The organism is Embleya sp. NPDC059213 (assembly GCF_042754445.1).
Taxonomy (GTDB): domain Bacteria; phylum Actinomycetota; class Actinomycetes; order Streptomycetales; family Streptomycetaceae; genus Embleya.
This window is the reverse complement of record NZ_JBHZAV010000008.1, coordinates 1-25,050: the sequence shown is the minus strand read 5'-3', so window position 1 is coordinate 25,050 and position 25,050 is coordinate 1. Positions and strand designations below refer to the sequence as shown.

At 71.3% G+C, this 25,050-nt stretch carries 20 protein-coding genes and 1 pseudogene; 7 read left to right on the top strand and 14 right to left on the bottom strand.

Annotated elements, in window-relative coordinates; genetic code table 11:
- Positions 1–131 precede the first annotated feature (131 nt).
- Positions 132–2,108 (top strand): glycoside hydrolase family 5 protein, encoded by a 1,977-nt coding sequence (locus ACFXMF_RS05230; RefSeq protein ID WP_379989398.1) that lies wholly within the window; start codon positions 132–134, stop codon positions 2,106–2,108.
- A gap of 152 nt (positions 2,109–2,260) precedes the next feature.
- Here the strand turns inward: ACFXMF_RS05230 and ACFXMF_RS05225 are convergent, their stop codons facing one another.
- A complete protein-coding gene (locus ACFXMF_RS05225) occupies positions 2,261–3,115 on the bottom strand; it encodes a hypothetical protein (protein ID WP_379989397.1) in 855 nt (284 codons plus the stop codon).
- A gap of 601 nt (positions 3,116–3,716) precedes the next feature.
- Here ACFXMF_RS05225 and ACFXMF_RS05220 point away from each other — a divergent pair.
- The 3 genes from ACFXMF_RS05220 (at position 3,717) to ACFXMF_RS05210 (ending at position 6,907) form a co-directional block, all read left to right on the top strand.
- Positions 3,717–4,877, top strand: a complete 1,161-nt coding sequence (locus ACFXMF_RS05220) for a serine hydrolase domain-containing protein (RefSeq protein WP_379989396.1) — start codon at positions 3,717–3,719, stop codon at positions 4,875–4,877.
- A gap of 175 nt (positions 4,878–5,052) precedes the next feature.
- Positions 5,053–5,991, top strand: a complete 939-nt coding sequence (locus tag ACFXMF_RS05215; RefSeq protein ID WP_360310517.1) for a PhzF family phenazine biosynthesis isomerase — start codon at positions 5,053–5,055, stop codon at positions 5,989–5,991.
- A 322-nt stretch (positions 5,992–6,313) separates the two neighbouring features.
- Positions 6,314–6,907, top strand: a complete 594-nt coding sequence (locus ACFXMF_RS05210) for a lytic polysaccharide monooxygenase (protein WP_360310519.1) — start codon at positions 6,314–6,316, stop codon at positions 6,905–6,907.
- Positions 6,908–7,007: 100 nt separating this feature from the next.
- Here the strand turns inward: ACFXMF_RS05210 and ACFXMF_RS05205 are convergent, their stop codons facing one another.
- The 5 genes from ACFXMF_RS05205 to ACFXMF_RS05185 are packed head-to-tail and all read right to left on the bottom strand — an operon-like array spanning position 7,008 to position 12,164.
- On the bottom strand, positions 7,008–7,667 hold the full coding sequence (locus ACFXMF_RS05205; RefSeq protein ID WP_379989394.1) for an ABC transporter ATP-binding protein: 660 nt from the start codon (positions 7,665–7,667) through the stop codon (positions 7,008–7,010).
- Positions 7,660–8,619 carry an oligopeptide/dipeptide ABC transporter ATP-binding protein gene (locus ACFXMF_RS05200; RefSeq protein ID WP_379989393.1) on the bottom strand — a complete coding sequence of 320 codons (960 nt, stop codon included), beginning with the start codon at positions 8,617–8,619 and terminating at the stop codon, positions 7,660–7,662. The genes ACFXMF_RS05205 and ACFXMF_RS05200 overlap by 8 nt, the downstream gene beginning before the upstream one ends.
- A gap of 14 nt (positions 8,620–8,633) precedes the next feature.
- Positions 8,634–9,518 carry an ABC transporter permease gene (locus ACFXMF_RS05195; RefSeq protein ID WP_360310525.1) on the bottom strand — a complete coding sequence of 295 codons (885 nt, stop codon included), beginning with the start codon at positions 9,516–9,518 and terminating at the stop codon, positions 8,634–8,636.
- The gene (locus ACFXMF_RS05190) at positions 9,511–10,467 is read right to left on the bottom strand and encodes an ABC transporter permease (protein ID WP_379989403.1); all 957 of its coding nucleotides are present in this window, start codon (positions 10,465–10,467) and stop codon (positions 9,511–9,513) included. Before ACFXMF_RS05190 ends, ACFXMF_RS05195 begins: the two co-directional genes overlap by 8 nt.
- A gap of 26 nt (positions 10,468–10,493) precedes the next feature.
- Positions 10,494–12,164 carry an ABC transporter substrate-binding protein gene (locus ACFXMF_RS05185; protein ID WP_379989392.1) on the bottom strand — a complete coding sequence of 557 codons (1,671 nt, stop codon included), beginning with the start codon at positions 12,162–12,164 and terminating at the stop codon, positions 10,494–10,496.
- Between the two features lie 139 nt (positions 12,165–12,303).
- Between ACFXMF_RS05185 and ACFXMF_RS05180 the strand changes: the two genes are divergently transcribed.
- Both ACFXMF_RS05180 and ACFXMF_RS05175 read left to right on the top strand, forming a co-directional pair.
- The gene (locus tag ACFXMF_RS05180; protein ID WP_379989391.1) at positions 12,304–13,680 is read left to right on the top strand and encodes a hypothetical protein; all 1,377 of its coding nucleotides are present in this window, start codon (positions 12,304–12,306) and stop codon (positions 13,678–13,680) included.
- Positions 13,681–13,970: 290 nt separating this feature from the next.
- A complete protein-coding gene (locus ACFXMF_RS05175) occupies positions 13,971–14,450 on the top strand; it encodes a hypothetical protein (protein WP_379989390.1) in 480 nt (159 codons plus the stop codon).
- 70 nt (positions 14,451–14,520) lie between these two features.
- Here ACFXMF_RS05175 and ACFXMF_RS05170 read toward each other — a convergent pair whose 3' ends face one another.
- The 3 genes and pseudogenes from ACFXMF_RS05170 to ACFXMF_RS05160 form a co-directional block, all read right to left on the bottom strand.
- Complete coding sequence (locus ACFXMF_RS05170; protein WP_379989389.1) at positions 14,521–15,339, bottom strand: HAD family hydrolase; 819 nt, start codon at positions 15,337–15,339, stop codon at positions 14,521–14,523.
- Positions 15,336–17,767: pseudogene (locus ACFXMF_RS05165) on the bottom strand (phosphoribosyltransferase). Before ACFXMF_RS05165 ends, ACFXMF_RS05170 begins: the two are co-directional and overlap by 4 nt.
- An 85-nt stretch (positions 17,768–17,852) precedes the next feature.
- A complete protein-coding gene (locus ACFXMF_RS05160) occupies positions 17,853–19,040 on the bottom strand; it encodes an HpcH/HpaI aldolase/citrate lyase family protein (protein WP_360310535.1) in 1,188 nt (395 codons plus the stop codon).
- 250 nt (positions 19,041–19,290) lie between these two features.
- On the opposite strand from ACFXMF_RS05160, the gene ACFXMF_RS05155 reads away from it, so the two are divergent.
- Positions 19,291–20,553 carry a TerD family protein gene (locus ACFXMF_RS05155; RefSeq protein ID WP_379989388.1) on the top strand — a complete coding sequence of 421 codons (1,263 nt, stop codon included), beginning with the start codon at positions 19,291–19,293 and terminating at the stop codon, positions 20,551–20,553.
- 70 nt (positions 20,554–20,623) lie between these two features.
- On the opposite strand, the gene ACFXMF_RS05150 is transcribed toward ACFXMF_RS05155, so the two are convergent.
- The 5 genes from ACFXMF_RS05150 to ACFXMF_RS05130 all read right to left on the bottom strand — a co-directional run bounded on the left by ACFXMF_RS05150 (position 20,624) and on the right by ACFXMF_RS05130 (position 24,720).
- A complete protein-coding gene (locus ACFXMF_RS05150; RefSeq protein ID WP_360310539.1) occupies positions 20,624–21,316 on the bottom strand; it encodes a Tellurium resistance in 693 nt (230 codons plus the stop codon).
- Positions 21,317–21,466: 150 nt separating this feature from the next.
- Entirely contained in the window at positions 21,467–22,615 is a 1,149-nt protein-coding gene (locus ACFXMF_RS05145) for a DUF475 domain-containing protein (RefSeq protein ID WP_360310541.1), read from the bottom strand.
- 149 nt (positions 22,616–22,764) lie between these two features.
- Complete coding sequence (locus tag ACFXMF_RS05140; protein WP_026219140.1) at positions 22,765–23,343, bottom strand: TerD family protein; 579 nt, start codon at positions 23,341–23,343, stop codon at positions 22,765–22,767.
- 196 nt (positions 23,344–23,539) lie between these two features.
- Entirely contained in the window at positions 23,540–24,115 is a 576-nt protein-coding gene (locus ACFXMF_RS05135) for a TerD family protein (RefSeq protein ID WP_360310543.1), read from the bottom strand.
- 146 nt (positions 24,116–24,261) lie between these two features.
- Positions 24,262–24,720 (bottom strand): peroxiredoxin, encoded by a 459-nt coding sequence (locus ACFXMF_RS05130; RefSeq protein ID WP_360310545.1) that lies wholly within the window; start codon positions 24,718–24,720, stop codon positions 24,262–24,264.
- Between the last annotated feature and the right edge of the window lie 330 nt (positions 24,721–25,050).

Sequence of the window (25,050 nt, the reverse complement as noted above, 5' to 3'; positions counted from 1 at the left end):
ACCCCAAACCGCACCACCACCGCACCACCGCACCACCGCACCAACGCACCAACGCACCAACGTCAAAATCCGCACCACCGGCGCCACCGGCACCCCTGCACATCCCTCACCCTCAACCGGAGCAGGTACCGATGCAACGCACCAGGCACCGACTTCTCACCCGCCGCCCCCCGACCCCGAAGACCCCCGGCCTCCCCCGCGCCGGCCACCGACTCCTCACCCGTTCCGCCCTCGCCCTCACCGCCCTCACCGCCGGCCTCCTGATCGCCCCACAAGCCGGCGCCACCGCACCCACCACGCCCGCACCCACGCAAGCAGCCACCCTCGCCGCCTCCTGGACAGCCCCCCTGTCCACGAGCGGCCGCTGGATAGTCGACGCGAACGGCCAACGATTCAAGCTGCGTTCGGCCAACTGGGCCGGTGCCCAGGGCACCTGGAACGGCTCCGGCGACATCGCCAACGCCGCCAACCACCACAGCGGAGAGAATGCCAACGGCATGCCGCTGGGCCTCGATCGGGCAAGCCTGCCGACGATCCTGGCGGGCTTCCACGCCGTCGGGATCAACAGCATCCGGCTGCCCTTCTCGAACGAAATGGTGCACACGACCACGGCCGTCCCCGACGCGGCCGTCGCCGCCAATCCGCAACTGCGCGGCAAGACCCCACTCCAGGTGTTCGACGCGGTGGTCGCCGCGTTGACCGCCGACGGCTTCGCGGTGGTGCTGAACAACCACACCGGCACCACCCGTTGGTGCTGCGGCCTCGACGGCAACGAACGCTGGAACACGACGCGCAGCACCGCCGACTGGGTGACCGACTGGGTCACCATGGCGAACCGCTACAAGAGCAACAAGCGCGTGGTCGGCGCCGATCTGTACAACGAGGTCCGGCGCAACATCACCGACGACCCCAACTGGGGCTGGGGCAACGACAAGGACTGGCAGGCCGCGTCGCTGGAGGCGGGCAACCGGATCCTGACCGAGGCCAACCCGGACCTGCTGATCATCGTCGAAGGCATCAACTGGACCGGCATCCCGGTCGACGGCCTGCCCCACGGCCGCCCCACGCTGACTCCGGTCCGCACCCTGTCGCACACCCTGGTCGACCCGAACAAGCTGGTCTACTCGGCACACTTCTACGGGTACACCGGCCCCAACCACAGCGGCGCGTACGGCACGGGCGAAACCCACGACGCCCGCTACCAGGACCTGACGCGTGATCAACTGTTCGCCGAGATCGACCGATCGGCGCAGTACGTGACCACCGACGGGCAGCACCACACCGCTCCGGTGTGGATCAGCGAATTCGGCACCGGCGCGGAGGAGACCGATCCGGCCGCCCGTGCCTGGTTCACCAACTTCACCGACTACCTGGTGGCCCGCGACCTCGACTTCGCCTACTGGCCGCTGGTCGGCTGGAAGGGCAACGGCCAGGGCGACTCGTGGGCCCTGCTCCGCTTCGACCCGTCCGGCACCCGCAGCGGCATCGCGGACGACCCGAACGACTGGCGCGCCGCCGCCTGGACCAAGCTGACCGGCGCCGCCGGCCGTACCGGTGCGATCCCCGGATCCGCGCGCTGGAACATGCTCAACCTGGACAGCGCCGACGCCCAACCCTCGCTGCGGATGCGGACCCGACCGGACTGGGACTCCGGTGCCCGCAAGGGCGTCTGCCCCGACGGCGAGCGCATCATCGGCCTGTCGCACACCGGAAACCGCGGCCTGTGCACCACCGCCGGCGGCCCCGACCTGTCCCCGATCGGCGCGCCCTACACGGTGGTTCGCGACCAGTCCTACGTGCAGAACGACTGGGCCGCGGGCTACACCAAGCTCGAATGCCCCGCCGGCCGAATGATCACCGGCTACAGCGTGCGCGGCGCGGCCGTGTCCGCGATCCTGTGCACCCAACCCACCACGGCGCTCGGCACCCAGGCCCGCACCCTGTGGTTCGACCGAGGCGACAACCGCCCGACCGGCAACCCTGGCGGCGAGTTCGCCTCCGGCTCGTACAAGGGCCAGTGCAACGCCGACGAATACGCGGCCGGCGTCGCCTACACCGGCCGAGTCGGCTCGGCCAAGACCCCCGATGCCCTCCTCTGCAAGCGTTAGACCCGACCGACCCACCACGACCGCGCCGCCCCCACCCCGGGGGCGGCGCAGTCACACCCAGCGCAGTCACACCCGGGCAGGCACCCCCGGCACCGGCATCCGCAGTCCCGGCACCAACCCACCGGCACATCGGCCCAAGCCCCCGAACACCCCTAGCGGGTCGGCGGCTGAGTCCCCGTCGGAGCCGCCGGCGGCCGCTCCGTCTGCGGCCTCCCGTAAGGCACCGTGTCGGGAAGACCCAATGTGACGGACTGGTCCTGAAATTCGGCCACCTGCTTCGACGCGGCCCGATTGACCTCCGGATCCACCCAGAGCTGCCACGTGGGCAGCAAAGCGACCTCCATCAGCCGCTCGAGCGGCAGCGGCAGCACATCCGCCGGTACGGCCGCACCGACGACCCCGCGCTCGGCCGTCTCCGTCACCGTGATCTCCACCCCGTCCGTGCGTTGCAGGCGCACCGACCGCGTCCACGGCCCCTGCACACCCGATCCCGGCTGCCCGTTCCCACCGGCCGTCGACTCGCGGCTCCCCATGGACTCCGCGCTGTATCCACGCGCCCCACCCGGCCCGGTGAAGGGTGTACAGGTATCGAACTTGCCGACCTCGGCGCAGGCGGGGACGGAAAGCGAGGTACGCGACGTCACCTGCACCGCAAGCCGGGTCGAAGACTTGACGCCCTTCAGCATCACGCCTGCGGAAGCGCCGATCCGGCTCGTCGAATCGCCCGGTTTCGGGGTGAACGAGAGCCCCTGCGGCTCCACTGTCTTGCCGCCGAGCCATTGCACCTGCAGCAGTACCCGGGCAATCTCCTGAGCCGAGACCGGTTCCTTCCCGCCCGGCGTGGAGGGCTCCGCAACCGGCCGGGGACTCGTACTCGGCGAGGTCGAGTCGCCGCCCACCGCCGCCGGCCCCGAAGCCACCCGGCTCTTCGGCTCCCCCTCGCTCCCGCCCGCCACCACCAGGCCGGTGCCCGCCACGGCCAATACCGCCACGACGGAGGCGCCCATCCGAATCCGCCGGGCCCGCCGCATCCGCCGGCCCCGGGTGATTCCCCCCGCGACCAACCCGGCGGGGAGTACCAACTCCGACGCCGCCGTCCGCATCGCGGCCGCCAGTTCCTGCTCCTCGGTCCTCGGGGATCCCATCGGCCTGCTGTCTCCTAGACGTCCGTTCGACCACGTGTCGTGCCCCCACCCGCAGGTCGTGCCGGCAGGCGTCCCGGGCCAATCGCGCATGGACCTGCCCGGTCGTTCCCACCAGGCACGAAACTCGACCCGACCGGCGTCCCCCCGACCCCGACCGACGTCGCGCGTGTACCCACTAGATAGAACGCGCCGAACCCCCCGGGCCGTCACGCGAATACGCCCGGAACATCAAGTAGGGCTCATATTCTGGCGTTCGCACGAGGAAACCGCGCCGGCGGCTCCGGACCGATGATCGCGCGGCACGTGGGGAGTCCCCCTTCCGAACCCTCACCCACTCCCGCCCCGGCACCCTCGCCCCCGAAGCCCCCTCGAAGCCCCGAAGCCCGAAGCCCTGCTCCGAAACCCTCGCTCAACCCCGAAGCATCGCCCGCACCCACGTACGTACGCACGAGAAGGTGGCCCGATGACCGACCCGGCAACCAGCCTGCACGAGCTCCTGAAGTCCCACGTCGACTCCGGACCCCTGCCGGGAGCAGTGGCCCTGGTGGCACGCCACAACCGGGTCGCGGTCCAGGCGGTCGGCTCACTCGACGCCGCCGGCACCACCCCGATGACCCGGGACACCATCTTTCGCATCGCGTCGCTCACCAAGCCCATCATCGCCGCCGCGGTGATGCTGCTGGTCGAGGACGGCCGCTTCGCGCTCGGCGATCCCGTCGGCCGGTGGCTGCCGGAGTTGGCCGCACCGTACGCGGTGCGTTCGCCGACCGGCCCGATCGAGGACGTGGTCCCGGTCACCCGACCGATCACCGTGTTCGACCTGCTCACCTTCCGCGCCGGGTACGGCTTCCCGTCCGACTTCTCGCTGCCGGCGGTGGGCCCGCTGTTCACCGAGCTGACCCAGGGACCCCCGCAGCCGCAACTGGTCCCGGCCCCCGACGAATGGCTGGCCCGGCTGGCCCGGATCCCGCTCCTGTACCAGCCGGGCGAGGCGTGGCTGTACAACACCTGCTCGGACATCCTCGGTGTGCTGATCGCCCGGGTCAGCGGCCGCTCGTTGCCCGACTTCCTGGCCGATCGGCTGTTCGAGCCGCTCGGCATGGTGGACACCGGTTTCGCCGTTCCGCGCGGCCGGCTCGACCGGTTCGCGTACTGCTACCGCGGCACCTCGACCGGCGGCCTCGATCTGGTCGACCCGCCCGCCGGCCAGTGGAGCAGCCCGCCCGCGTTCCCCTCCGGTGCCGGCGGCCTGGTGTCCACCGTCGACGACTGCCACGCCTTCGCCCGACTGCTGCTCGGCGAGGGCACCGTCGACGGCCGGCAGGTGTTGACCCCCGCGTCGGTGCGCCGGATGACCACCGACCACCTGACCGCACCCCAGCGGGACGCGGCCCACCTCTTCCTGGAGGGCCAGGGCTGGGGCTTCGGTGGCTCGGTCGACGTCGCGGCCGTCGATCCCTGGAACGTCCCCGGCCGCTACGGCTGGGTGGGCGGCACCGGCACGGCGGCGCACATCGTCCCGTCCACCGGCACCGCCACCATCCTGCTCACCCAGTTCGAGATGTCCGGCCCCACCCCGCCCACCCTGATGCGCGACTTCTGGCACCTGGCGGCGGGCCTCTGATCCGGCCCGCCCGGAGGTCCCGCACCGCCCACGAGTCCCGCACCACCCACCAGGCCCGCACGTCCCGCAGATCCCGCACCACCCGAGGCCCCCGAAGCACCCACCAGGGAAGCCACAACCACGAGCCCCACCCCACCCAGGAATCCCACCCCGCCGAAACGCGTTGCGCCCCGACATGACGACACCGCTCGGCCCGAACACGCCGGATTCCGCGACACCGCTCCACCCGGGCGCCCCGGAGGCCGGAAAGCCCCTGCGCTACACCGCCTTCTCCACCGACCCCGCCGGCGGCAACCCCGCCGGCGTCGTCCTGGCCGCCGACGGCCTCGGCGATCCGGCGATGCTCGCGATCGCCGCCGAACTGGGCTACTCCGAAACCGCGTTCCTCACCCGACCCACCGTCGGCGACGACCCCGCAGCGGCCCGCACCTTCGACGTGCGCTACTTCAGCCCCCTGGCCGAGGTCTCCTTCTGCGGCCACGCCACCGTCGCGGCGGCGGTCGCGGTCGCCGAGCGGATCGGCCCCGGCGAACTCGTCTTCGCCACCCGGGCCGGCCTGGTCCCGGTCGACGTGATCGCCGCCGCCGACGGCGTGCTGCGCGCCACGCTGACCAGCGTCGAGCCGCATCACCGGGCCGCCCCGGCCGCCGACGTCACCCGGGCGCTGGCCCTGCTCGGCTGGGCCGCCGCCGACCTCGACCCGGCCATCCCGCCGGGCTACGCCTACGCCGGTGCCCACCATCTGATCCTGGCCGCCGGCACCCGGGCCCGGCTGGCCGAGTTGCGCTACGACTTCGACGGTCTGGCCGAGTTCATGCGCGCCCGCGACCTGACCACCCTGCAACTGGTGTGGCGCGAGTCCGCGACCACCTTCCACGTCCGCGACCCATTCCCGATCGGCGGCGTCGTCGAGGACCCGGCCACCGGCGCGGCGGCCGCCGCCCTCGGCCACTACCTGCGGGCCCTGGACCTGGTCCGCCCGCCCGCCACGCTCACCCTGCATCAGGGCGACGACCTGGGCCGCCCCGGCCTGCTGACCGTCGACCTGCGGGCCGACGACCCGAGGGTGCGGGTCTCCGGCGTGGCCGTACCGATCCCGGATCCGCTCGGCTGAGCAAGAGCGAGCCGGGCGGCCCCGCGTCGGGCGGACCCGAACCGCGTTCGCCAATTTGTGACAGCACTGGTCCAGACCATTGCTCGCCCCCGAACAGCCCTCCTAACGTGGCAGAGCGCCCCCCGGTAAACGAAGGCACGCGACGCGCGCAGGTCGCATCGACACGGTCCGCACCCGGACCGTGTGGCTCCACGTTCGGATGCGGATTCGATGTCCCATCGGCTCGACCGTGCCGCCCGCGGCATCCGGACGAGCCGGTTCGAGTCCGTGCCCGAACGGGTCGGCCAGTCCCGGCACGACTTCGTTCACGAGGAGAAGTTCCATGCGCAAGAGGATCATCCTGTCCGCACTGAGCGCGGCGGCGGTCGCCCTGCCCTTCATGATCGTGCCGTCCTCCGCCTCGGCCCACGGGTTCATCTCCAGCCCGAAGAGCCGCTCCGCGCTGTGCGGTGAGGGCAAGGTCAAGAGGTGCGGCCAGATCCAGTGGGAGCCGCAGAGCGTCGAAGGCCCCAAGGGCTACCCGGCCGGCGGCCCCGCCGACGGGAAGCTGTGTGCCGGCGCGGACGGCCGGTGGGCCCCGCTCGACGACCCGCGGGGCGGCGCCTGGCCGACCACCGCACTCACCTCGGGCGCCTCGTTCAGCTTCACCTGGGAGATCGAGGCCCGGCACTCCACCAGCACGTTCCGCTACTACATCACCAAGCCGAGCTGGAATCCCACCCAGCCGATCAGCCGCGCGCAGATCGAGAGCACGCCGTTCCTGACCGTCCCGTACGGCGGTGCCCTGCCCGCCGCGCACACGGTGCACACCGGCACTCTCCCGGCCGGCCGCACCGGCCAGGCGCTGATCTTCGCCGTCTGGGACGTCGCGGACACCGACAACGCGTTCTACTCGTGCTCCGACGTGAAGTTCTGACCGAACACCGCCCGCCCGGCGGCCGGACGCGACACCCCGCGCCGCCGGGCCCGGCCACGGCGCGCCCCGCACCGTCGGGCCCGGGCCGCCCGCGGCGGGCTCATCCGGGGTACTCGACCACCCGATCACACCAGCGCCGCAACAACGGCGGATCATGGCTCACCGCCAACAACCCCGCCCCCGTCGACGCGCGGTAGCGCTCCACCACCCCCACCAGCGCGGCCGTCGTCGAGGCGTCCAGCATCGAAGTCATCTCGTCGCACACCAGGTACCGCGGCCGCAACACCAACGCCCGAGCCAGACACGCGCGTTGTAGTTGCCCGTCGCTGACCTGATGCGGCCGGCGGGCCAACAGGTCGTCGGTCAACCCGACTTCCGCGGCCAGTTCGGGCACCCGCTCGGCCACCTCGACCGATCGCCCACCGGCCCGCAGCGGCTCGGCGATCACCTCGTGCAGCCGCATTCGGGGATCCACCGACACCCTGGGCTGCTGAAACAACACCCCCACCCGGGTCCGCATCGCGCGCGGCGCGGCGAACCGCCACCGCGTGACGAACTCGCCGTCCAACGACACCCGTCCGCCGTACGGCACCTGCAACAGCGCGAGCACCCGCGCCAGGGTGGACTTGCCGCAACCGCTGGGCCCCGACATGCCCACCGCCTCACCGGGCGCGATCAGCAACGACGCGTCCCGCACGATCGGCGCGCGCCGATCGTAGCCGGCGACCACACCATGAGCCCGCAGGCCGAGTTCAACCACGATCGTCTCCCCGGGGATGGTGGCAGGCGAGACCGGCCACGAAGTCCGGCACCCGCACACACGCCTTCGTGGCGAACTCGCAGCGCGCCGCGAACGCACACCCGGCGGGCAACGCGCTCAGCTCCGGCGGCATCCCGGGGATCGGCACGAACTCCCGCTCGGGCAGCGCCGCGAGCAGGCCGCGCGCGTACGGATGCCGGGGCCCGGCCGCGCCGAAGAACACCTCGGCCGAGGTCTCCTCCACGATCCGGCCCGCGTACATCACCGCCACCCGATCCGCGATCCGCTCCGCCGCGACCAGGTCGTGGGTGACCAGCAGCACCGCGTGCCCCGCGTCCGCGAGTCGGCGCAGCTCGTCCGCGGTGCGCTCGACCAGCGCCCGATCCAGGCCGGTGGTCGGCTCGTCCGCGATGATCAGCCACGGATCCCCGACCAGGGCCAGCGCGACGGCCGCCCGCTGGGCCAATCCGCCGGACAACTGGTGCGGGTACCGATCCAGGTGGTCGACCGGGTACGCGGCCCGCGCGGCCACCCGTTCCGCGATCCGGCCGACGAGGGCCCGTTCCGGGCACAACAACTCCCGGACCGTCTCCTCCAGTTGGGAACGCACCGTGCGCACCGGGGTCAACCGGGCGGCCGGACTCTGCGGCACCAGCCCGATCCGCCGGCCGCGCACCGTGCGGGCGAGCGTCCGCTCCGGCGCACCGATCAACTGCACCGCCTCGTCACCGCCCCCGCCCAGCACCGCCCGCCCGCCGACCAGCGCGTTCGCCGGCAGCAGGCCGAGCAGCGCCGCCGCCAGCACCGACTTGCCGCAGCCGCTCTCGCCCACCAGGGCCAGACATTCGCTGGCCACCAGCCCGAAGGAGACCTGCTCGACCGCGCACACCTCGGCCGTCGGCAGCCGAAACCGCACCGTCAGCCGATCCACCAGCAGGGATCCGACGTCCATCGACGCCATCGCCGTCACAGCCGCAGCTCCCCCGGCCCACGCGGATCGATCCGCTCCCGCCACGCCCCGGCCAGCCCGGCGATCGCCAGCGTCGGCACCACGATGAACAGGCCGGGCGCGAACGCCGGCCACCAGTGACCGGTGAGCAGCGCCTGCCGGCCGTCCTCGATCATCGTGCCCAGACTGGCCAGATGCGGCGGCATGCCCAGCCCCAGGAAGGACAGCGCCGACTCGTGCCAGATCGCGTGCGGCACCGCGAGCACCGCGGCGAGCGCCGCCTGCGGGGCCACGTTCGGCACGAAGTGACGCATCGTCACCCGCCGCCGGGAGGCCCCGCCGGCGATCGCCGCGTCCACGAACGGCCGGGTCCGCAACGACATCACCTCGGCCCGCACGATGCGCGCCGTGGACAACCAGTGGGTCAGCCCCACCGACACGATCACCGCACCCGGCCCGGGTCGGAACAGCGCGACCAGGATGATCCCGAGCAACAGGTGGGGCACCGAAGCCAGTACGTCCACCAGCCGCGCCAACACCCGGTCGGTCCACCCGCCCAGGGCGCCGGCGGTCGCCCCGACCACCGTCCCGATCACCGTCGACACGACCGCGGCCACCACCCCGACCAGGAGCGACACCCGCATCCCGTACACGCAGCGCAACAGCGTGTCCCGGCCCAGCTCGTCCGTACCCAACGGATGGGCCGGGGACGGCCCGAGCAGCCGATCGTCGAGGTGCACGATGCGCTGATCCAACTCGGCGAAGAGCGGCACGAACACTACCGCGAGCACGATCACGGCCGCCACCGACACCGACGCCCACCACCGCAACCGCGCCGCGCCCGCCGCCGAGACCAGCCTGCGCCGCGCCGGTCCGACCGGCGCGAGGATCGGGTCAGCCATCGAGGGCCACCCTCGGATCGGCCAGCCCGTACAACACGTCCGCGGCCAGATTCCCGATCAGCACCGCCGCCGTGGCCAACACCGTCAGGGCGGTCAGCAGCGGGAAGTCCAGCGCGAGCGCCGCCTGCACGGTCGCCGACGCCACGCCCGGCCAGGAGAACACGGTCTCCACCAGCAGGGCGCCGGTGATCAACTCCGGCACCCGCGACCCGAGCAGGGTCAGGAACGGCAACAGCGCCGAGCGCAGCGCGTGTCGCAGCAGCACGGTTCGCTCCCGCAGCCCACGTGCCCGCGCGCCGAGTACGTGCTCCTCGGCGAGCGCCGCGATCAGCGACTGGCGGATGTACAGCACGAACCACGGCAGTTGGGACACCGCCAGCACCGCGGCCGGCAACACCAGATGTGCACCGACCTGATCCGCCGTCACCACCGAGGCGGAGGTGTCGGTCAGACCGCCGGCCGGCAACAGGTCCAGCCGCAGCGCGAACAACCACACCGCGCCCAAGGCGAGCCAGAACACCGGCGCGGCCTCCAGCGTGTACATCGCGCCGGTCACGCACCGATCGAGCACCCCTCCCCGGCGGCGAGCCGCCAGGATCCCCAGCGCCATCCCGCCCACCAGCGTGAGCACGAACGCCACCGATACCAACAGCACGGTCCAGCCCAGCCGTTCGCCGATCACTTGACCCACCGGCATCCGCAACGACCGGGACGCTCCCAGGTCGCCGGTGAGCGCGTCACCCAGCCAGGACCACCACTGCGCCACGAACGGCCGGTCCGCGCCCAGCCCGGCCCGGATCTGCTCCAGGTTCCGGGCGGAGGCGGTGAAGGCCGCGTCCCCCGCGTACTGCCGCACCGGATCGAACGGCGACGCCGCGCCCAACGCGAAGACCAGGAAGGTGACCGCGAGCAACACCACCGGCGCCGCCGCCAGCCGGCGCGCCACCAGGACGGACAGACCGCGCAGTCGCAGGTTCACGACGTGGTTGCGGACGCCGCCCGGGGCACCCACTTCTCGATGTTCCACCACGGCCCGACCAGGTCGTGCGGGTGCGGCTCGACCTGAGCGCCGACGCCGGTCCAGTCGTTGTCGACCACGTAGACGTGCTTGAGGTAGGTCAGGAAGGTCCAGGCCGGATCCGCCGCCAACGCGCGCTGGAGATCGCCGTAGACCTGCGCCCGCCGGGCCGAATCCCGGGTGGTGCGTCCCTCGGTCAACAGCGCGTCCACGCTCGCGTTGCGATAGTGCCCCGGGTTGTTGAACGCCTGGCCCGCGAGCGAGGAGTGGAACGTCTCGTAGGAGACGAAGTCCGGGTCGTACGGCGCGCCCTGACCCATCAGCAGCGCGTCGGCCCGCATCCGCGGCTCGATCGCGTCCCACGTCAGGCCCTCCACCGAGATGTCGATGCCGATCCTCTTGGCGTCCGACACGTAGGCCAGCGCGAGGTCCTTGCGCAGCGCGTCACCGGCCGGATACAGCAGCGTGAATCGGGCGGCCCGGCCGTCCTTGACCCGGATGCCGCCGTCGCCCTTGCGCCACCCGGCCTCGTCGAGCAGCCGTTCGGCGGCCGGCGCGTCCACCGCGTGTTCGAGTTCGCGGGCGTACAGCGGACTCGACGGCGCCACCGGACCGAACGCCGGCGCACCGTCCCCGTTCAGGATGCCGCGCACCATCGCGCCGCGGTCCACCGCGAGGTCGAGCGCCTTGCGCACCGCGAGATCGCCGGTCACCGGGTTGCCGCTGGGCAACATCACGCCCCGGTAGTCGGCGGTGTCCACCTTGAGCGTGCTGCGCGTGCGGTCCTTGGCGAAGCGCTCGGCGAGCTTGGGCGGCAGTGCCGCCGCGTCCAGGTCGCCCGCCGCCAGCCGGGTGGCCCGGGTGTTGTCGTCGAGGATGAACGCGAAGGTGACCTGCTTGATCGCGGGCTCGCCGCCCCAGTAATTCGGATTGGCCTTGAGCACGAGCTTCTCGCCCGCCCGCCAGGTGTCCACCGTGTACGGCCCGGAGCCGATCGGCCTCCGGTTGAACTCGGCGGTGGTCAGCGCCGGACCCGTCAGGGTGCCCAGCACGTGCTCCGGCACGATGCCGAGCGTGGTGCGCTGCGGAAAGGGCGCGTACGGGTATTTCAGGGTGAACACCACGGTGCCCGGATCCGGCGCCGCCACCCGATCAAGCGCCGCCAGGTCGCTGCGCACGGTGGTGGGCACCGTCGGGTCCAGGATGGTGCGGTACGTGAAGGCCACATCCGCCGAGGTCAGCGGGCGTCCGTCGGAGAAGCTCAGCCGATCGCGCAGCCGGTAGGTGTAGGTCAGGCCGTCGGCGGAGACCTCCGGCAAGGCGCGGGCGAGCGCCGGCACCAGACCCAGATCCGCGTCGTGCGCGAGCAGCCCGTCGAAGAGTTTGGCGGCGCCGTCCTTGCTGTAGCCCAGGATCGGACTGAGCGAATCGGGTTCCTGGCCGACCCCGATCACGATCGTGTGCGCACCCTTCGCCCCACCGGCCGAGGGCGCCGAGCCCGCGCAACCCGCGGCGGCGAGCGTCGCGCCGACCAGGGTGGCGGCGAGTACACCGCGTCGACGGCCGGAAAAGGGTGGGTAATGCACGATTCGTCCTCGGTCGTTCGTGATGGTTGTCCGCGGTGCCATGTGATTACACATGATTCGCACTTGCAAAGAGATTGCAATAGGCGAACCTAGCGCAGCCCATCCGCCCGGTCGGACACGCCCCGTGCGCACAGTTGGTGGACCTCCATCGGACTGCACCTGGAAGGATGGGCAGGATGGAGTGGGCACGGTCCGCACGGTGATGGGAGCAGGCGTGGTGGTCGGATCCGCACGACGGTCCCTCGGGGTCGGCCTTCCGCTGTCGATCACGCTCGCGCCGCTGCTCCTGGCCCTGCTCCCGGCCGCGTTCGCCGGCGGCGAGACGCGACCGTGGCGTCGGCGCAAGGACGCCGCCCGCTCGGCGGCGCTGGCCGCGCGCGAGGCGGCGGGCGAGGCGTTCCTTCAGCTCGACACCGCGCAGCGGGACATGATGCTTTCGCTGGAGACGGTGCGCGCGGTGCGCGGCGCGCGCGGCACCGAGGACGCGCTGCGCAGCTTCGCCGCGGTCAGCCTGCGCATCGACGAGGCGAGCGCGGCCTACATCGCGCTGATGGACCGGCATCCGCTGGACGCGGACCTGGAGACCGACGAATACGAGGCGGCCCGTCGGGAGTTGACCGAGACCGCGGGCAAGCTCGACGCGGTCCGCCGGGATCTGGACCGGTTCGGCACCTCGCTCGGCCCGCTGCTCGCCGACGCCGAGCACGCCCTCGGGCAGTTGCCGCCGGCCGTGGATCGGGCCCGCCGGGCCGCCGCGCAGGCCGCCGAGGCGCTCGCCGACACCGAGCGGGCCGGTCTGGGCACGAGCGGACTCACCGCCCGGCTGGCCGCGATCCGCGGCGACCTGACCGAGTTGGACCGCGGCCCGGCCGCGCTGGGCATTCCGGGCACGCTGGAGGTGGCACGCCGGATCGAGAACTCGGCCGGCGAATTGCGCGCCGAGGCCGAGCGGCTGCCCCGACAGCGCGAGGAGGTCACCAATCGGCTGTCCTCGCTGCGCACCCGAGCCCAGGCCCTGGAGTCCCGCCTGACCGGCGTCGAGCCCGCCCTGCACCGCCTGCGTCGCGACTACGTCCAGTCCTGCTGGACCGACCTGGAACAGGTCCCGGCCAAGGCCCGCCAGTCGCTGGGCGTGGCGCACGCCCGCCTGGAGGAGGCCGGCGCCGCGGCCGGACGCGGCGAATACGCCGACGCGGTCAGCAAACTGGCCACCGCGCGGGCCACCCTCAAGGACGCCGACGAGGCGATGGCCTCGGTCAACGACCGCCTGGCCGCGCTGGAGGAGGTCGCCCGCGATCCCGAGGCCGAGCTGGAGCGCACCCGATTCGCGCTGCGCGACGCCCAGCGGCTCGCGCTCGGCGGCCGGGCCAACGCCGAGGAGCGCTACGCCCGCCGGCTGGACGCGTTGGTCTTCCGCCTGGAGGCGATCGCCGCCGAACCGGAGAATCCGCGCCCGAACTGGTGGCACTTCCTCAGCGAGACCCGGGCCATCCGGGCCGAGGTGGCGGCCACGGTGCAGGTCATCCGCGAGGACCGGGCCGGCCCCGGCCCCCACTGAGGCCCCGGACCGAACCGAGACTCCGGACCGCACCGACATCACGGCGCGTCAGCACACGGAAGCAGAAAGGCGACATTCTCCGCTTTGCACGCACTTCGCGCGACTCAGCGTAGTGAAATCGTCGCCATGTTCGACCAGTCGGGTAAAGAATCGGCACCTTCAGCCACCTTCCCGAAATTTAAGGTTTAAAGTCGTCGGACCGGTCGACTTCGGGACTCAGGTCCCTATTCACGGGTCCGAAACCCCGTGTGCCGCGCCGTCGACCACTTGCCGACACCGGGAAGTCGCACATGCCCGTGCTCTTGATGCTGCTGTTCGTGTTCCTCCTCGTGCTCGCGTTGCCGAGCCTGCGCGCGCTGCGCCGGGCCCCGCGCACCGCCGCCGTGCTGCCGTTGCACACGAACGACATGACCGACATGCATCGCATGATGGTCCTCGCGTACGAGGAGGAGCGTGCGGTGCTGCATCGCCAGGCGGTCACCTGGCTGCACTCGCTCGGCCGAGGCCCGCTGCGGGTGACCGACGCGCAGGCGGCGACCGGCAATCGCGGCTGCGACCTGGTGACCCTGGGCGACGGCACGGTGCTCGGGCTGTCCTCGACCGGGCTGGTCATGCACGAGCTGTGCGGCGCGCTCGACCGCTTCACCGAGGTGGCGCTGACCCGGGTGCGGGCCGCGCGCGACGGCTTCGAGCTCACCTTCGACATGGAGTGTGGCCGGCAGTTGCACGCCCAGGCCGAACTGCTGACCGTCCGCGGCGCCTGCGTCTGAGTCGCCCCGGCGGGCCCCGGAACACCCGAGGGGCCCGCAACACCCGAGGCGCCGCCCGGGCCGCGCCCGATCATTCGACCGGCAGGCGGCTCCGCTCGAGCAACCAGGCCGCGATCCGCTCGCCCGCCGTCACACCCTGTGCGGTCAACGCCTCGACGTGCGGCGCCGACCAGTTCGTCTCGGCCAGTTCGCCGTGTCCCGGCCGCACCCCGGCGTCCGCCGCGCGCAGCAGCTCGATGTCCAGCAGCGAGTCGCCCGCCGCGAACACCATGTCCGCGTCCGCCCGCCGAGCCACCTCGCGCACCGCGTCGCCCTTGGTCAACGCCTCCGGGACCAGGTAGAGCTTGCGGCCCTGGAGCGAGACGCCGTAGCCGCGCTCGGCCGCCCACTCGGTCGTCTCCGGCACGAACTCCGGCGGCAGCTCCGCCCGTTCCACCACCAGGTAGGTGAACAGGTCCTCGGCCACCCGGAGTTTGTGGGTCCACTCGGGCAGCGCCACCCGTTCCAGGTGGGCGACCACCTCCGGCAGCGGAGCGGCGTTCGCGGCCAAGGTCTTGCGCACCCCCGCGTGCCAGTCCGGGTCGCTCTCGCCGTGCACGAGCAGGTGACCGCCGTTCGCACAGATCGCGAACTCCGGTGCCCGACCCGGCAGTACGATCCGGCCGTACTGCTCGCGGGTGCGGGTGGTGGTGGGCACGAAGGTGGTCCGCTCGGCCAGTTCGACGAGCAGCGCGACGGCCTCCCGCGTGACGAACGACATCGGCGCGCCTTCGTACTCCTCCACGCACACCAACTCGGGCGTGGGGTCGGTCGCCGCCAACCCCAGCCGGGCGGCGGCCCGGGAGTAGACGAGGGTGCGGTCCAGGTCGCTGGCCACCACGACACTCACGCTGGGCTCCCTTCCCGGCGGAAGCCGGGCTTGACCAGTCCGACGCACGAATACGGCAGGTCGTCCACCTCGACCACCGGAACCCCGCGCTGTGCGGCGAGCATTCGCACGTGGTCCAGCTCCGCGCCGACGCCCTTGCGGGCCAGGATCTGCCACGGGACCCGGCGCAGCAGCACCCGGGTGGTCTCGCCGACGCCGGGCTTGATCAGGTTGATGTTCTCGATCTCGTACTCGACGCCGATCCGCTCGACGGCCCGCCAGCCCTCCCAGGTCGGCGCCCGGTCGCTCGCGGCCAGTACCGGTTGATCGCGCGCGACGTCCTCGGCCACCGCGGCGAAGCGCTCGGCGACGGTGTCCAGGAACAGACCGGAGACGTCCGCGTCGGCCAACTCGGCGTAGAACTTCGCGCCGTGGAACTCGTCCGGACCGATCAGGTCGTCCCGCAGCACGGTGCGCGAAACCAGCCCGGACACCGTCGAGTTCAAACACGCGGACGGGATCAGGAAGTCGTCGCGGGTGCCGTAGGTGCGCACGCACGAGCCCGGGTCGGCGAGCACGGCCAGTTCCGGGTCGAAGCGCATGCCGGTGGTCTCGGCGGTCAGCTCCAGCGCGTCGGACAACTCCCGGGTGATCGCGCCCTTGCCGGTCCAGCCGTCCACGAAGACGATCCGCGACGGATCGAATTCGCGTCCCAGCCAACGCAACGCGGTGCTGTCGATGCCGCGTCCGCGCACGATCGACACGGCGAAGTGCGGCAGGGTGAGGCCGTGCGCCCGCTGGGCCCAGCGGCGCATCAGCACGCCCACCGGGGTGCCCGCGCGGGCCAGCGAGACCAGCACCGCGTCCCGGCCGCGTTCGGCCAGGATGGTCTCGGTGACCACGCCGACCGCGTGTGCGATCCGGTCCGCCGAGGCGTCCGATGCCGCGTGGAACAGCGCCTGATACTCGGGCGAGGGCTGGTACTCGATCGGCAACGACTCGGCGTAGTGCGCGCCCGCGTGCTGGATCGCCTCCTCGCGCTCCTCCAGCGGTGCCTCCAGCTCCACCGCGGACAGGTCCTTGAGCAGCCAGGCGACCTCGTCGGCGGCGTAGGAGGAGAACGCCGGCCCGTACAGCGGGTCCGGCAGCTTGCCGGTGTCGTGCCCGGGTGGGCTCGGCTGGTGGTTCATGAGCTGCGCACCTCGGGGGTGAAGGAGGGGACGACGAGCAGACCGACGTGGTCGGTGACCCGGGACAGCGCGGCGAGCAACCCGCCGGGCGCGTGCAGTTCGGGGGTGTCGGCGACCGAGTCGACGACGATGAGCACCTCGTCGAACCGTCGTGCGGGATCGATGCCGGCCGCCACGTTGTACGCGTAGCGGGCGCCGGGACCGTCCGACGGATCGTCGTGGGCCGGGAATTCCAACCGGGTACGGATCGCGTAGCCGGGATCGTCGACCGCGAGCACCGGCGAGCGGGTCGTGGTCGAGTAGCGCACCTCGACGTCCGCCGCCACGTGCTCGGCCAGCGCCCGGGCCAACCGCAGCGGCGTGTACATCAGTTCCTCGAAGCCGAGCACCAGGATCCGCCGGCCGACCACCTGCTCGGCCAACGCGGCGCCCAGCGCGGGCAACGCCCGCTCCAGAGCGTCCTGATCGGCCGCGGTGAATCCGTGCCGGCCGCCGTCGGGCAACCCGGCGGGCCAGTCCAGGTCGAGCGTGCGCACCGTGCCGGACCCGCCGCCGCTCACCCGGCCGCCGTCGTGCTCGGCCACCAGTGCGGTGCCGCGCGCCAACACGTCCTCGGGAAGTTCGACGGTGCCGGCGGCCAGCGTCACCACGTCCACCCGGGCGCCGAGTTCGGCCGCGAACACCTCCGCCTCGGCCCGGTCGGCGGGACCGCGCACGTCGATCAGCGCCGCGATCACGTAGTGCGCGCGCGGCGCCACCGCGTGCAGCGCCCGGATCGTGTTGGCGACCGTGCGCCCGGTGGAGAGTTCGTCGTCCACCAGCACCAACGGCCCGGTCCCGGCCAGCAGTTGCGGATCACGCGGCAGGATCAAATGCGAGGTGGCGTGCGAGTGCTCCTCCTCGAACGCGCCGAACGGCGCGACCCCGGCCACCGGACGTCGGGTGGAGTGCAGGTAGGTCGCCCCCGGCAGCGCCTCGGCCACACAGTGCCCGAGGCCGGTCGCGGTCTCCGCGTAGCCGAGCACCACCGGCGTCGGCTCGCCCGTCAACACGCTCGCCACCCGTGCGCCCAGCGCGCGGCCCGCGTCGTGGACCACCGCGGGCAGTTGCGGAATGTGCTTGCCGAGCACGGTGGACACCAGCAGGTGGGCCCGACGCGGATTACGGCGCAGCGCGAGCCCGACCAGCGTGTCGAGCCCTTCCCCCGCGAGCGCCACGTCGAGTCGCTCGGCGACCCAACTCCCCGACCAGGTTTCCATCCGATGTTCACTCAACGCCCGAACCCGCTTTCCTCGCTACCCGATCGAATCCCACCGCGCGGGGCATCCGGCCCCGACGACCCTCTCACCCCGTGCCGATGCACTCCATGCCGGCCGCGAGCAGGTCGACGAAGGTGACCTCCTCGCCCGCGACGCCGAACGCCTGCGCCCGGCGCAGAATCGCCTGGGCCCAGGCCCGGTGCGGCTTCACCTCGTTCATCTTGTTGGTGTACGCCGAGCGCAGCACCCCGCCGCCGGCCGCGCTCTCGGCCAGGATGTCGGTCGCGTCGCAGTACTCCTCGTGCGTGACCACCGACATCGCGTGGATCACCGCCACGTGGCTGGGGTGGATCGCGGTCTTGCCGAGCAGACCGTTGGCCTTGTCCAGTTCCAGCTCGCGAATCAGCCCGTCCAGGTCGGCCGAGATCAGCCGGGTACGCAGCTCGACCGCCTCGTCCGGATCCTCGGCCTCGGCGAACGGGGTGCGCCGGAGCTGCGGCTTGAACAGGCGCTCGCCCTGCGGGAAGTACTCCCACACCGGCCCGCTGATCACGTGTCCGGTGCCGTCCGCGCGGCCGAACACGTTGACGATGTCGCCGATCAGGCCGGCCACCAGATGCACGTCGTACGCGGTCAGGTCGCGCGAGCGGCGCAGCGCGTACGCGGACTGGAAGTCGGTGGCGCCTATCCGGACCGCGAGGATGCGATCCCGGTGCGCGGCGACCAGCTCGGCGAGTTCGGCGAGCACCGCGCGCCGGTGTTCGAGGTAGGCGATCGAGGGCGATTCCAGCACCGGCATCGCGTACAGCCGCCGTCCGCTGAGCGCGATCGCCTCGTCCAGCGCCTTGAGGTAGCGCGTACCGCTGTCCGGCTCGAACTTGGGCAGCACGAATCCGGACAGCACGTCCAGGGCGTCGCCCAGCCGCTCGGTCAGGTCGGTGATCTGCTCCGGGTGGCGGACCCGGATGAACAGCAGCGGGCCCTCGACCCCGGAGCGGGCGAACTCGGCCAGTTGCTCGACCAGGTTCTGCTCGGCGCCGACCACCTCGCGGTCGTCGATCGAGTCCTCCAGGCACAACACCATCGAGGTCACCCCGCGGGCGGCCTGCTTGACGATGTCCGCCGCGAGCGTGCGGCGGGTCGCGGGGCTGTACAGCGTCGCGCCGAGGGCGGCGGCCAGGACGGCGGCGTCGCTGTCCCGGTCGAAGGTCTCCGGCGGGCGGTGGAACAGATGATCGCGGACCGCATCGTCCAGGTAGCCGAAATGCCGCATCGTGATCTGATCCCCCTCGACTGACGGTGGTGGTGGCAAAGGCGCGTCGGGGCGGGAAACCCGTACGCGCCCGGTGGTACGAAAAAGGCGCATTCGCGCCCGGCCGGTGAGCCGCCGGCAGGCGCTGCCTACGGTAACCGAAAAGCAAAATCGAAGGCGTACGATCCGGTTATAGGACCATGTGTTCACACAATCGTCACGAGCCCGCCCCACGTTGAGCGCAGCTCCTTCGGGACGGCAGGATGGGCGCATGACCCAGGTGATGTCCAAGGGAGCGAATACGGCCCTCCCGGCCCGGTCCGTGCGCGTGGTGCTCGAATGGCGGCCCGGAGCCGGTGTGCCGGACATGGACGCCTCGGCGCTGCTGCTCGGCGCGAACAACAAGGTGCGCGACGACGCCGATTTCGTCTTCTACAACCAGCCCCGGCACCCGTCCGGCACGGTCGTCCACGAGGGCAAGAACACCACTCCGAACCGCTGCACCGACGGCGTCCGGGTGGACGTCGCCGCGCTCGGCCACGATGTGCAACACGTGATCGTGGCCGCATCCGCGGACGGCGGCACGATCGGCTCGGTGCCCGGTCTCGTCCTTCGACTGTACGACGCCGACGGCGGCGCCGAGCTGCTCAACTTCCCGATCACGGGAGCCGACGCCGAGACCGCGTTCGTCTTCGGCGAGATCTACCGGCGGGCCGACCAGTGGAAGTTCCGCGCGGTCGGGCAGGGCTACGCGAGCGGTCTCGCGGGCCTGGCGACCGACTACGGCATCAGCGTCGACGACGAGCCGAGCGCCCCGGCACCCGCACCCGCGCCGGCCCCGATGCCGTTGCCGCCGGTGCACCAGTCCCCGCCGACCGCGCCGGCCCCGCCGCCGCCCCCGATGCTCCGCGACGGCCCGCCGGCGCCACCCGCGTACCAGGAACCGGCGCCCACCGCCGTCCTGCCGCAGTACGGCCAGGGCACGCTGCCCGCGCCGCCCGCCCCGACACCACCGGCGCAGCCGCAGGGCGTGCTGCCGATCTCCGGCAACACCCCGTACGGCGGCGCGCCCGTGCCGCCGCCTCCGCCGCGCCACGACGGCCCGATGATCCCGCCGCCGCCGGCACCGCACACGATCGGCGGCCCGCCGCCCGGCTACCCGCACACCCCCGCCGGCGGCGCGCCGCTCCCGCCGCCGCCCGCCATGGGCGGCACCCCACCGCAGGGCTTCCCGGGACCCGGCACGCCCGCCCACGGGATGGCCTTCCAGACCCCGCCGGGCGTGATGCACATGCCGCCGGGCGGCCCGCAGCTACCCGCGCCGGGCCAGTATTCGCCGGCCCACGGCGTGCCGCAGCCCCCCGGGCCGTACACGCCCTCGCACGGCGCTCCGATGCCGCCCGGAACCCCGGCACAGGGCATGGGCATGCCGCCGCAGCAGCAGTACCAGGGCACCCCGCCGCAGGGTCAGGGCGGCCCGCCGCAGTTGCACCGGCTGGACTCGCCGCCGCAGGGCCCGCAGTTCCAGGGCTGAGCCCACCCACGGGCCCGGCTGCCGCCGCGGATGGCGGCAGCCGGGCCCGGTGCGGTCCACCGGCGCCCGCTCACTTGTAGCCGCGCGCCCACAGCAGCCCCCAGTTGTACTGCCGGTCCAGCTCGGCCTGGTAGCCGTGCACGTAGCGCACCTCGCGCCGGACCACGATCTCGTCGCCGTGGTTCTCCACCACCGCGACCGCGCACGTGTGCGCCTCGCGGGCATGCTCGTCCAGTCGCACCTCGATCGGCAGACCCGCGTTCGGGAACAGCGTGACCACCCCGTTGACCTGATCGAACGCCGGGATGCCCTCGTAGATGTAGACGAAGATCAACAACCGGCGCACGTTGCGTGCCTGATCGATGTTGATGAACAACGTCTCGCCCGACGCCGATCCGGATCGGTCGTCGGTGTCCAGCCGGACATACGGCGGCTGACTGAACGACCCGTACAGGTTGCCCAGCGCCTGGACCACGCCCTTGGAACCGTCGCTCATCTCCCACATGCAGCCGAGGTCGAGGTCGATCTTCTGCGGCAACGGCGGCGCCTGCACCGCGAGGGGCCGGAACAGACCCCCGCTGCGCTGTCTCGGCGGCGCCTCCTCGACCTGCGGATTCCAGTGCAGATTGACCCGCAGCGTCCCGGTCGCGGAACCGGCCTGGGTCAGTGAGACCTCGGGCGTCGAACGGGTCAGCGCGACCTTGTGCCCGCCGTGCTCGGGCTCGCGTTCGATCAATCCCCGACGCCAGTCGAAAAGCGGCATCAAGCCCTCCCTGGTCCCCCGGCCGGCACGCGTACGCGTAGTGGCGGCTTCAGTACACAACATAACCGGGCTCGAAAAAACCGGTACCGCGCCCGAATTGCTCGGGCGCGGTACCGGTCGTGGTCCTGCGCGTCACCTGCGGCCGGCGGGCTAGGCCTCGGCCTTGGTCTCGCCGTTCTGCCCCGGAACGTGACCGATCCGCTTGTTGCGCATGATCGAGGAGATCAGCGCGACGCCGATGAAGCCGACCCCGATCACACCGGTGATCACCTCGTGGATCTCCCACTTGATCGACAGCAGCAGGATGCTCGCCAGGGCGCCGATCGCGTACATCGCGCCGTGCTCCAGGTAGACGTAGTCGTCCAGCGTGCCCTGGCGCACCAGGTAGACCGTGAGCGACCGGATGTACATCGCGCCGATGCCCAGACCCAGCGTGATCATCAGCAGGTCCTGGGTGATCGCGAACGCACCGACCACACCGTCGAAGGAGAACGAGGCGTCGAGCACCTCGAGGTAGAGGAACATGAAGAACGCGGCCTTGCCGGCGGCGAGCTGCACGGGCTTGGGCCCGCCGCGTCCCTCGGCCTTGGCCGGCTCCGCGCCCGCCTCGGCCTCGTCCTCGTCCTCTTCGTCGTTGATGTGCGCCAGCGTGCCGTGCGTCTCGAAGTAGTCCGAGAGTCCGCCGACACCCAGGTAGGCGATCAGGCCGAGCACGCCGGCCACCATCACCGTGCCCTCCTTGTGCGCGGGCGAGAGCGTCTGGGCCACGACCACGAGGGTGATCAGCGCGATCAGCGTGGAGAGCACATCGAAGTTGGCGAGCTTGCCGGTGAAGCGCTCCAGCGGGCCGATCCACCGGTGCTCACGCTCGTCGTCGAACATGAAGTCCAGGAAGATCATCAACAGGAACAGGCCACCGAAGGCGGCGATCGCCGGATGCGCCTCGTCCAGGTGCTGCGCGTAGGTCATCCCGTCGATCATCTTGTCGTCGTGGAACGCGAGGTCGACGACGTCCACCGGACCGATTCCGGCGGTCAGGCTGACGATGAGCAACGGGAAGACGAGCCGCATGCCGAAGACGGCGATCAAGATGCCGACCGTCAGGAACATCTTCTGCCAGAAGGCATTCATCTTCTTGAGGACGGTGGCATTTACTACAGCGTTGTCGAAAGACAACGAGATCTCGAGGATCGACAGGATCAGCACGATGCCGAATCCGGTCGCCCCCCAAAAATAAGCGGCGACGGCGAGACCGGCCACCGTCACGCCGAACGACCAGCCGAACGTACGGATTACCACGGATGAGGTCCTTATCTACCTGGGGATTGCATCTCCGGGTGGGTCATCAGGAAGACCGGCCCTCACTCCCCCACCCGAGAAACCCCGGGAAAGGCGTCAGGGCCGGCCCCACCGGGTGACCGACCCTGACACACACCGTCAGCACGTACTCATTGCACGCTGACGCCGAAGTCGAGTGCGATCCCCCGCAGGCCCGAAGCGTACCCCTGCCCTACTGCGCGGAACTTCCACTCCCCCTGGTAACGGTAAAGTTCTCCAAAGATCATGGCTGTCTCGCTTGACGCATCCTCCGTGAGGTCGTAACGCGCCAGCTCGTTGTTGTCCGCCTGATTCACGATCCGGATGTAGGCGTTGCGGACCTGTCCGAAGGTCTGCCCGCGCATCTCGGCGTCGTAGATCGAGACCGGGAACACCACCTTCTCGACCTGCTCCGGAACGGCCATCAGATCGACGAGGATCACCTCGTCGTCGCCGTCACCGTCGCCCGTGAGGTTGTCGCCGGTGTGCTCGATCGAACCCTCGGGGCTCTTGAGATTGTTGTAGAAAACGAAATAGTCGTCGCCGAGCACCTTGCCCGCACCACCGCACAGCAGCGCACTCGCGTCCAGGTCGAACGAGGCGCCCGTGGTGGCACGCGCGTCCCAGCCCAGACCCACCAGCACATTGGTGAGGTTGGGTGCGGCCTTGCTCAGCGAGACGTTTCCGCCCTTGGCGAGGGTGACCCCCATCGATTCCTCCTGATCGTCGTACATTCGCTTCAACCTTGCCATGCCCCCGACCCGGCGGGACCCCCTTTTTGCACAGCTCAAGGCATGCCCGAGGGGATCTTCGACAGCGATCTGCACACGACCCACCAGGGTCCGGGACGGCGAACGCCCGCCGACCGCGGCTGCGGTCGGCGGGCGTTCGTTGATGTCTCGCCGGTCAGACGTTGACCCCGAAGTCCTTGGCGATACCGCGCAGGCCGGACGCGTAGCCTTGGCCCACCGCGCGGAACTTCCACTCCGCGCCGTTGCGGTACAGCTCGCCGAAGACCATCGCGGTCTCCGTGGACGCGTCCTCGGTGAGGTCGTACCGGGCGAGTTCCTTGTTGTCGGCCTGGTTCACGATGCGAATGAACGCGTTGCGGACCTGACCGAAGCTCTGCTGCCGCGTCTCGGCGTCGTAGATCGAGACCGGGAAGACGATCCGCTCCACGTCGGCCGGAACACCCGCCAGGTTGACCTTCAGCGCCTCGTCGTCGCCCTCGCCCTCACCGGTGGTGTTGTCACCGGTGTGCTCGACGGAGCCGTCGGGGCTCTTGAGGTTGTTGAAGAAGACGAAGTGCCCGTCCGACGGCGCCTGACCGCCTCCGTTGAGCAGGATCGCGCTCGCGTCGAGGTCGAAGTCCGTGCCGGTGGTCGTACGCACATCCCAGCCCAGGCCGACCAGAACAGCGGTGAGGCCCGGAGCCTCCTTCGAGAGCGAGACGTTGCCGCCCTTGCTCAGGCTGACGCCCACGAGTCCTCCAAAGGTTCATGGAGCAACTGGTGCCCCGGAATTTTCGCCTACAGACGTGACAACGCGCCGATCCTAGTCAGGAGTTCCTGACCGACGGGAGTCTCGCCGCGGCATGGGTACCCCGACCCGACCCGGCCTACACCGGATCAGACGCTCGCGAGCGCCTTCAGGTACTCCGCCTGGTCACGGGCGTCCGGGATCGCGTTGACCACGCTCCACTTGATCACGCCCTCCTTGTCGATGACGAAGGTCGCACGGACGGCGCAACCCTTGTCCTCGGCGAAGACGCCGTACGCCTGCGCGACGCCACCGTGCGGCCAGAAGTCCGAGAGCAGCGGATACTCGTAGCCCTCCTGCTCGGCGAACACACGCAGCGAGAACGGCGCGTCGCACGACACGGCCAGCACCTGCACGTCGTCGTTCTGGTAGTTCGGCAGGTCGTCCCGCAGCGCGCAAAGCTCCCCGGTGCACACACCGGTGAACGCGAACGGATAGAAGACCAACAAAACGTTCTTCTCACCACGGAAGTCCGCCAGCCGAACAACCTCGCCGTGCTGGTTCTTGAGCTCGAACTCGGGTGCCTTGCTACCAACCTCGACAGCCACGATGCAATCCCCTTCTCCCAGGCGCCATCCGCCTCTCCCCCCGAGCCTAACCACCCCCGCCCCACCACCCGGCCCCACCCAGCCCACCAGAACAACCAACCCGACCAACCTTCGAGACCAAGCAGCCTCCGGGCCCTCAAGCCAAATCAGCCCAACCAAAGCCTTGAGGCCACCCAGCCCGGCAACCGGCGCATGAGGCGAACCCAACCCGGCCGGCACTTGACGCCACCCAGCCCCGCCGGCGCTTGAGGCGAATCAGCCCCGCCGGCGCTTGAGGCGAATCAGCCCGGCCGGCACTTGAGGCCACTCAGCCCCGCCGGCGCTTGAGGC

Coding starts and splice junctions, on each gene's coding strand:
- ACFXMF_RS05150 (WP_360310539.1), bottom strand. CDS start 21,316: ATGCCGCTTTTCGACTGGCGTCGGGGATTGATCGAACGCGAGCCCGAG.
- ACFXMF_RS05175 (WP_379989390.1), top strand. CDS start 13,971: ATGCCCGTGCTCTTGATGCTGCTGTTCGTGTTCCTCCTCGTGCTCGCG.
- ACFXMF_RS05210 (WP_360310519.1), top strand. CDS start 6,314: ATGCGCAAGAGGATCATCCTGTCCGCACTGAGCGCGGCGGCGGTCGCC.
- ACFXMF_RS05230 (WP_379989398.1), top strand. CDS start 132: ATGCAACGCACCAGGCACCGACTTCTCACCCGCCGCCCCCCGACCCCG.
- ACFXMF_RS05225 (WP_379989397.1), bottom strand. CDS start 3,115: ATGGGCGCCTCCGTCGTGGCGGTATTGGCCGTGGCGGGCACCGGCCTG.
- ACFXMF_RS05195 (WP_360310525.1), bottom strand. CDS start 9,518: ATGGCTGACCCGATCCTCGCGCCGGTCGGACCGGCGCGGCGCAGGCTG.
- ACFXMF_RS05160 (WP_360310535.1), bottom strand. CDS start 19,040: ATGCGGCATTTCGGCTACCTGGACGATGCGGTCCGCGATCATCTGTTC.
- ACFXMF_RS05220 (WP_379989396.1), top strand. CDS start 3,717: ATGACCGACCCGGCAACCAGCCTGCACGAGCTCCTGAAGTCCCACGTC.
- ACFXMF_RS05215 (WP_360310517.1), top strand. CDS start 5,053: ATGACGACACCGCTCGGCCCGAACACGCCGGATTCCGCGACACCGCTC.
- ACFXMF_RS05155 (WP_379989388.1), top strand. CDS start 19,291: ATGACCCAGGTGATGTCCAAGGGAGCGAATACGGCCCTCCCGGCCCGG.
- ACFXMF_RS05185 (WP_379989392.1), bottom strand. CDS start 12,164: ATGGCACCGCGGACAACCATCACGAACGACCGAGGACGAATCGTGCAT.
- ACFXMF_RS05140 (WP_026219140.1), bottom strand. CDS start 23,343: ATGGGGGTCACCCTCGCCAAGGGCGGAAACGTCTCGCTGAGCAAGGCC.
- ACFXMF_RS05200 (WP_379989393.1), bottom strand. CDS start 8,619: ATGGACGTCGGATCCCTGCTGGTGGATCGGCTGACGGTGCGGTTTCGG.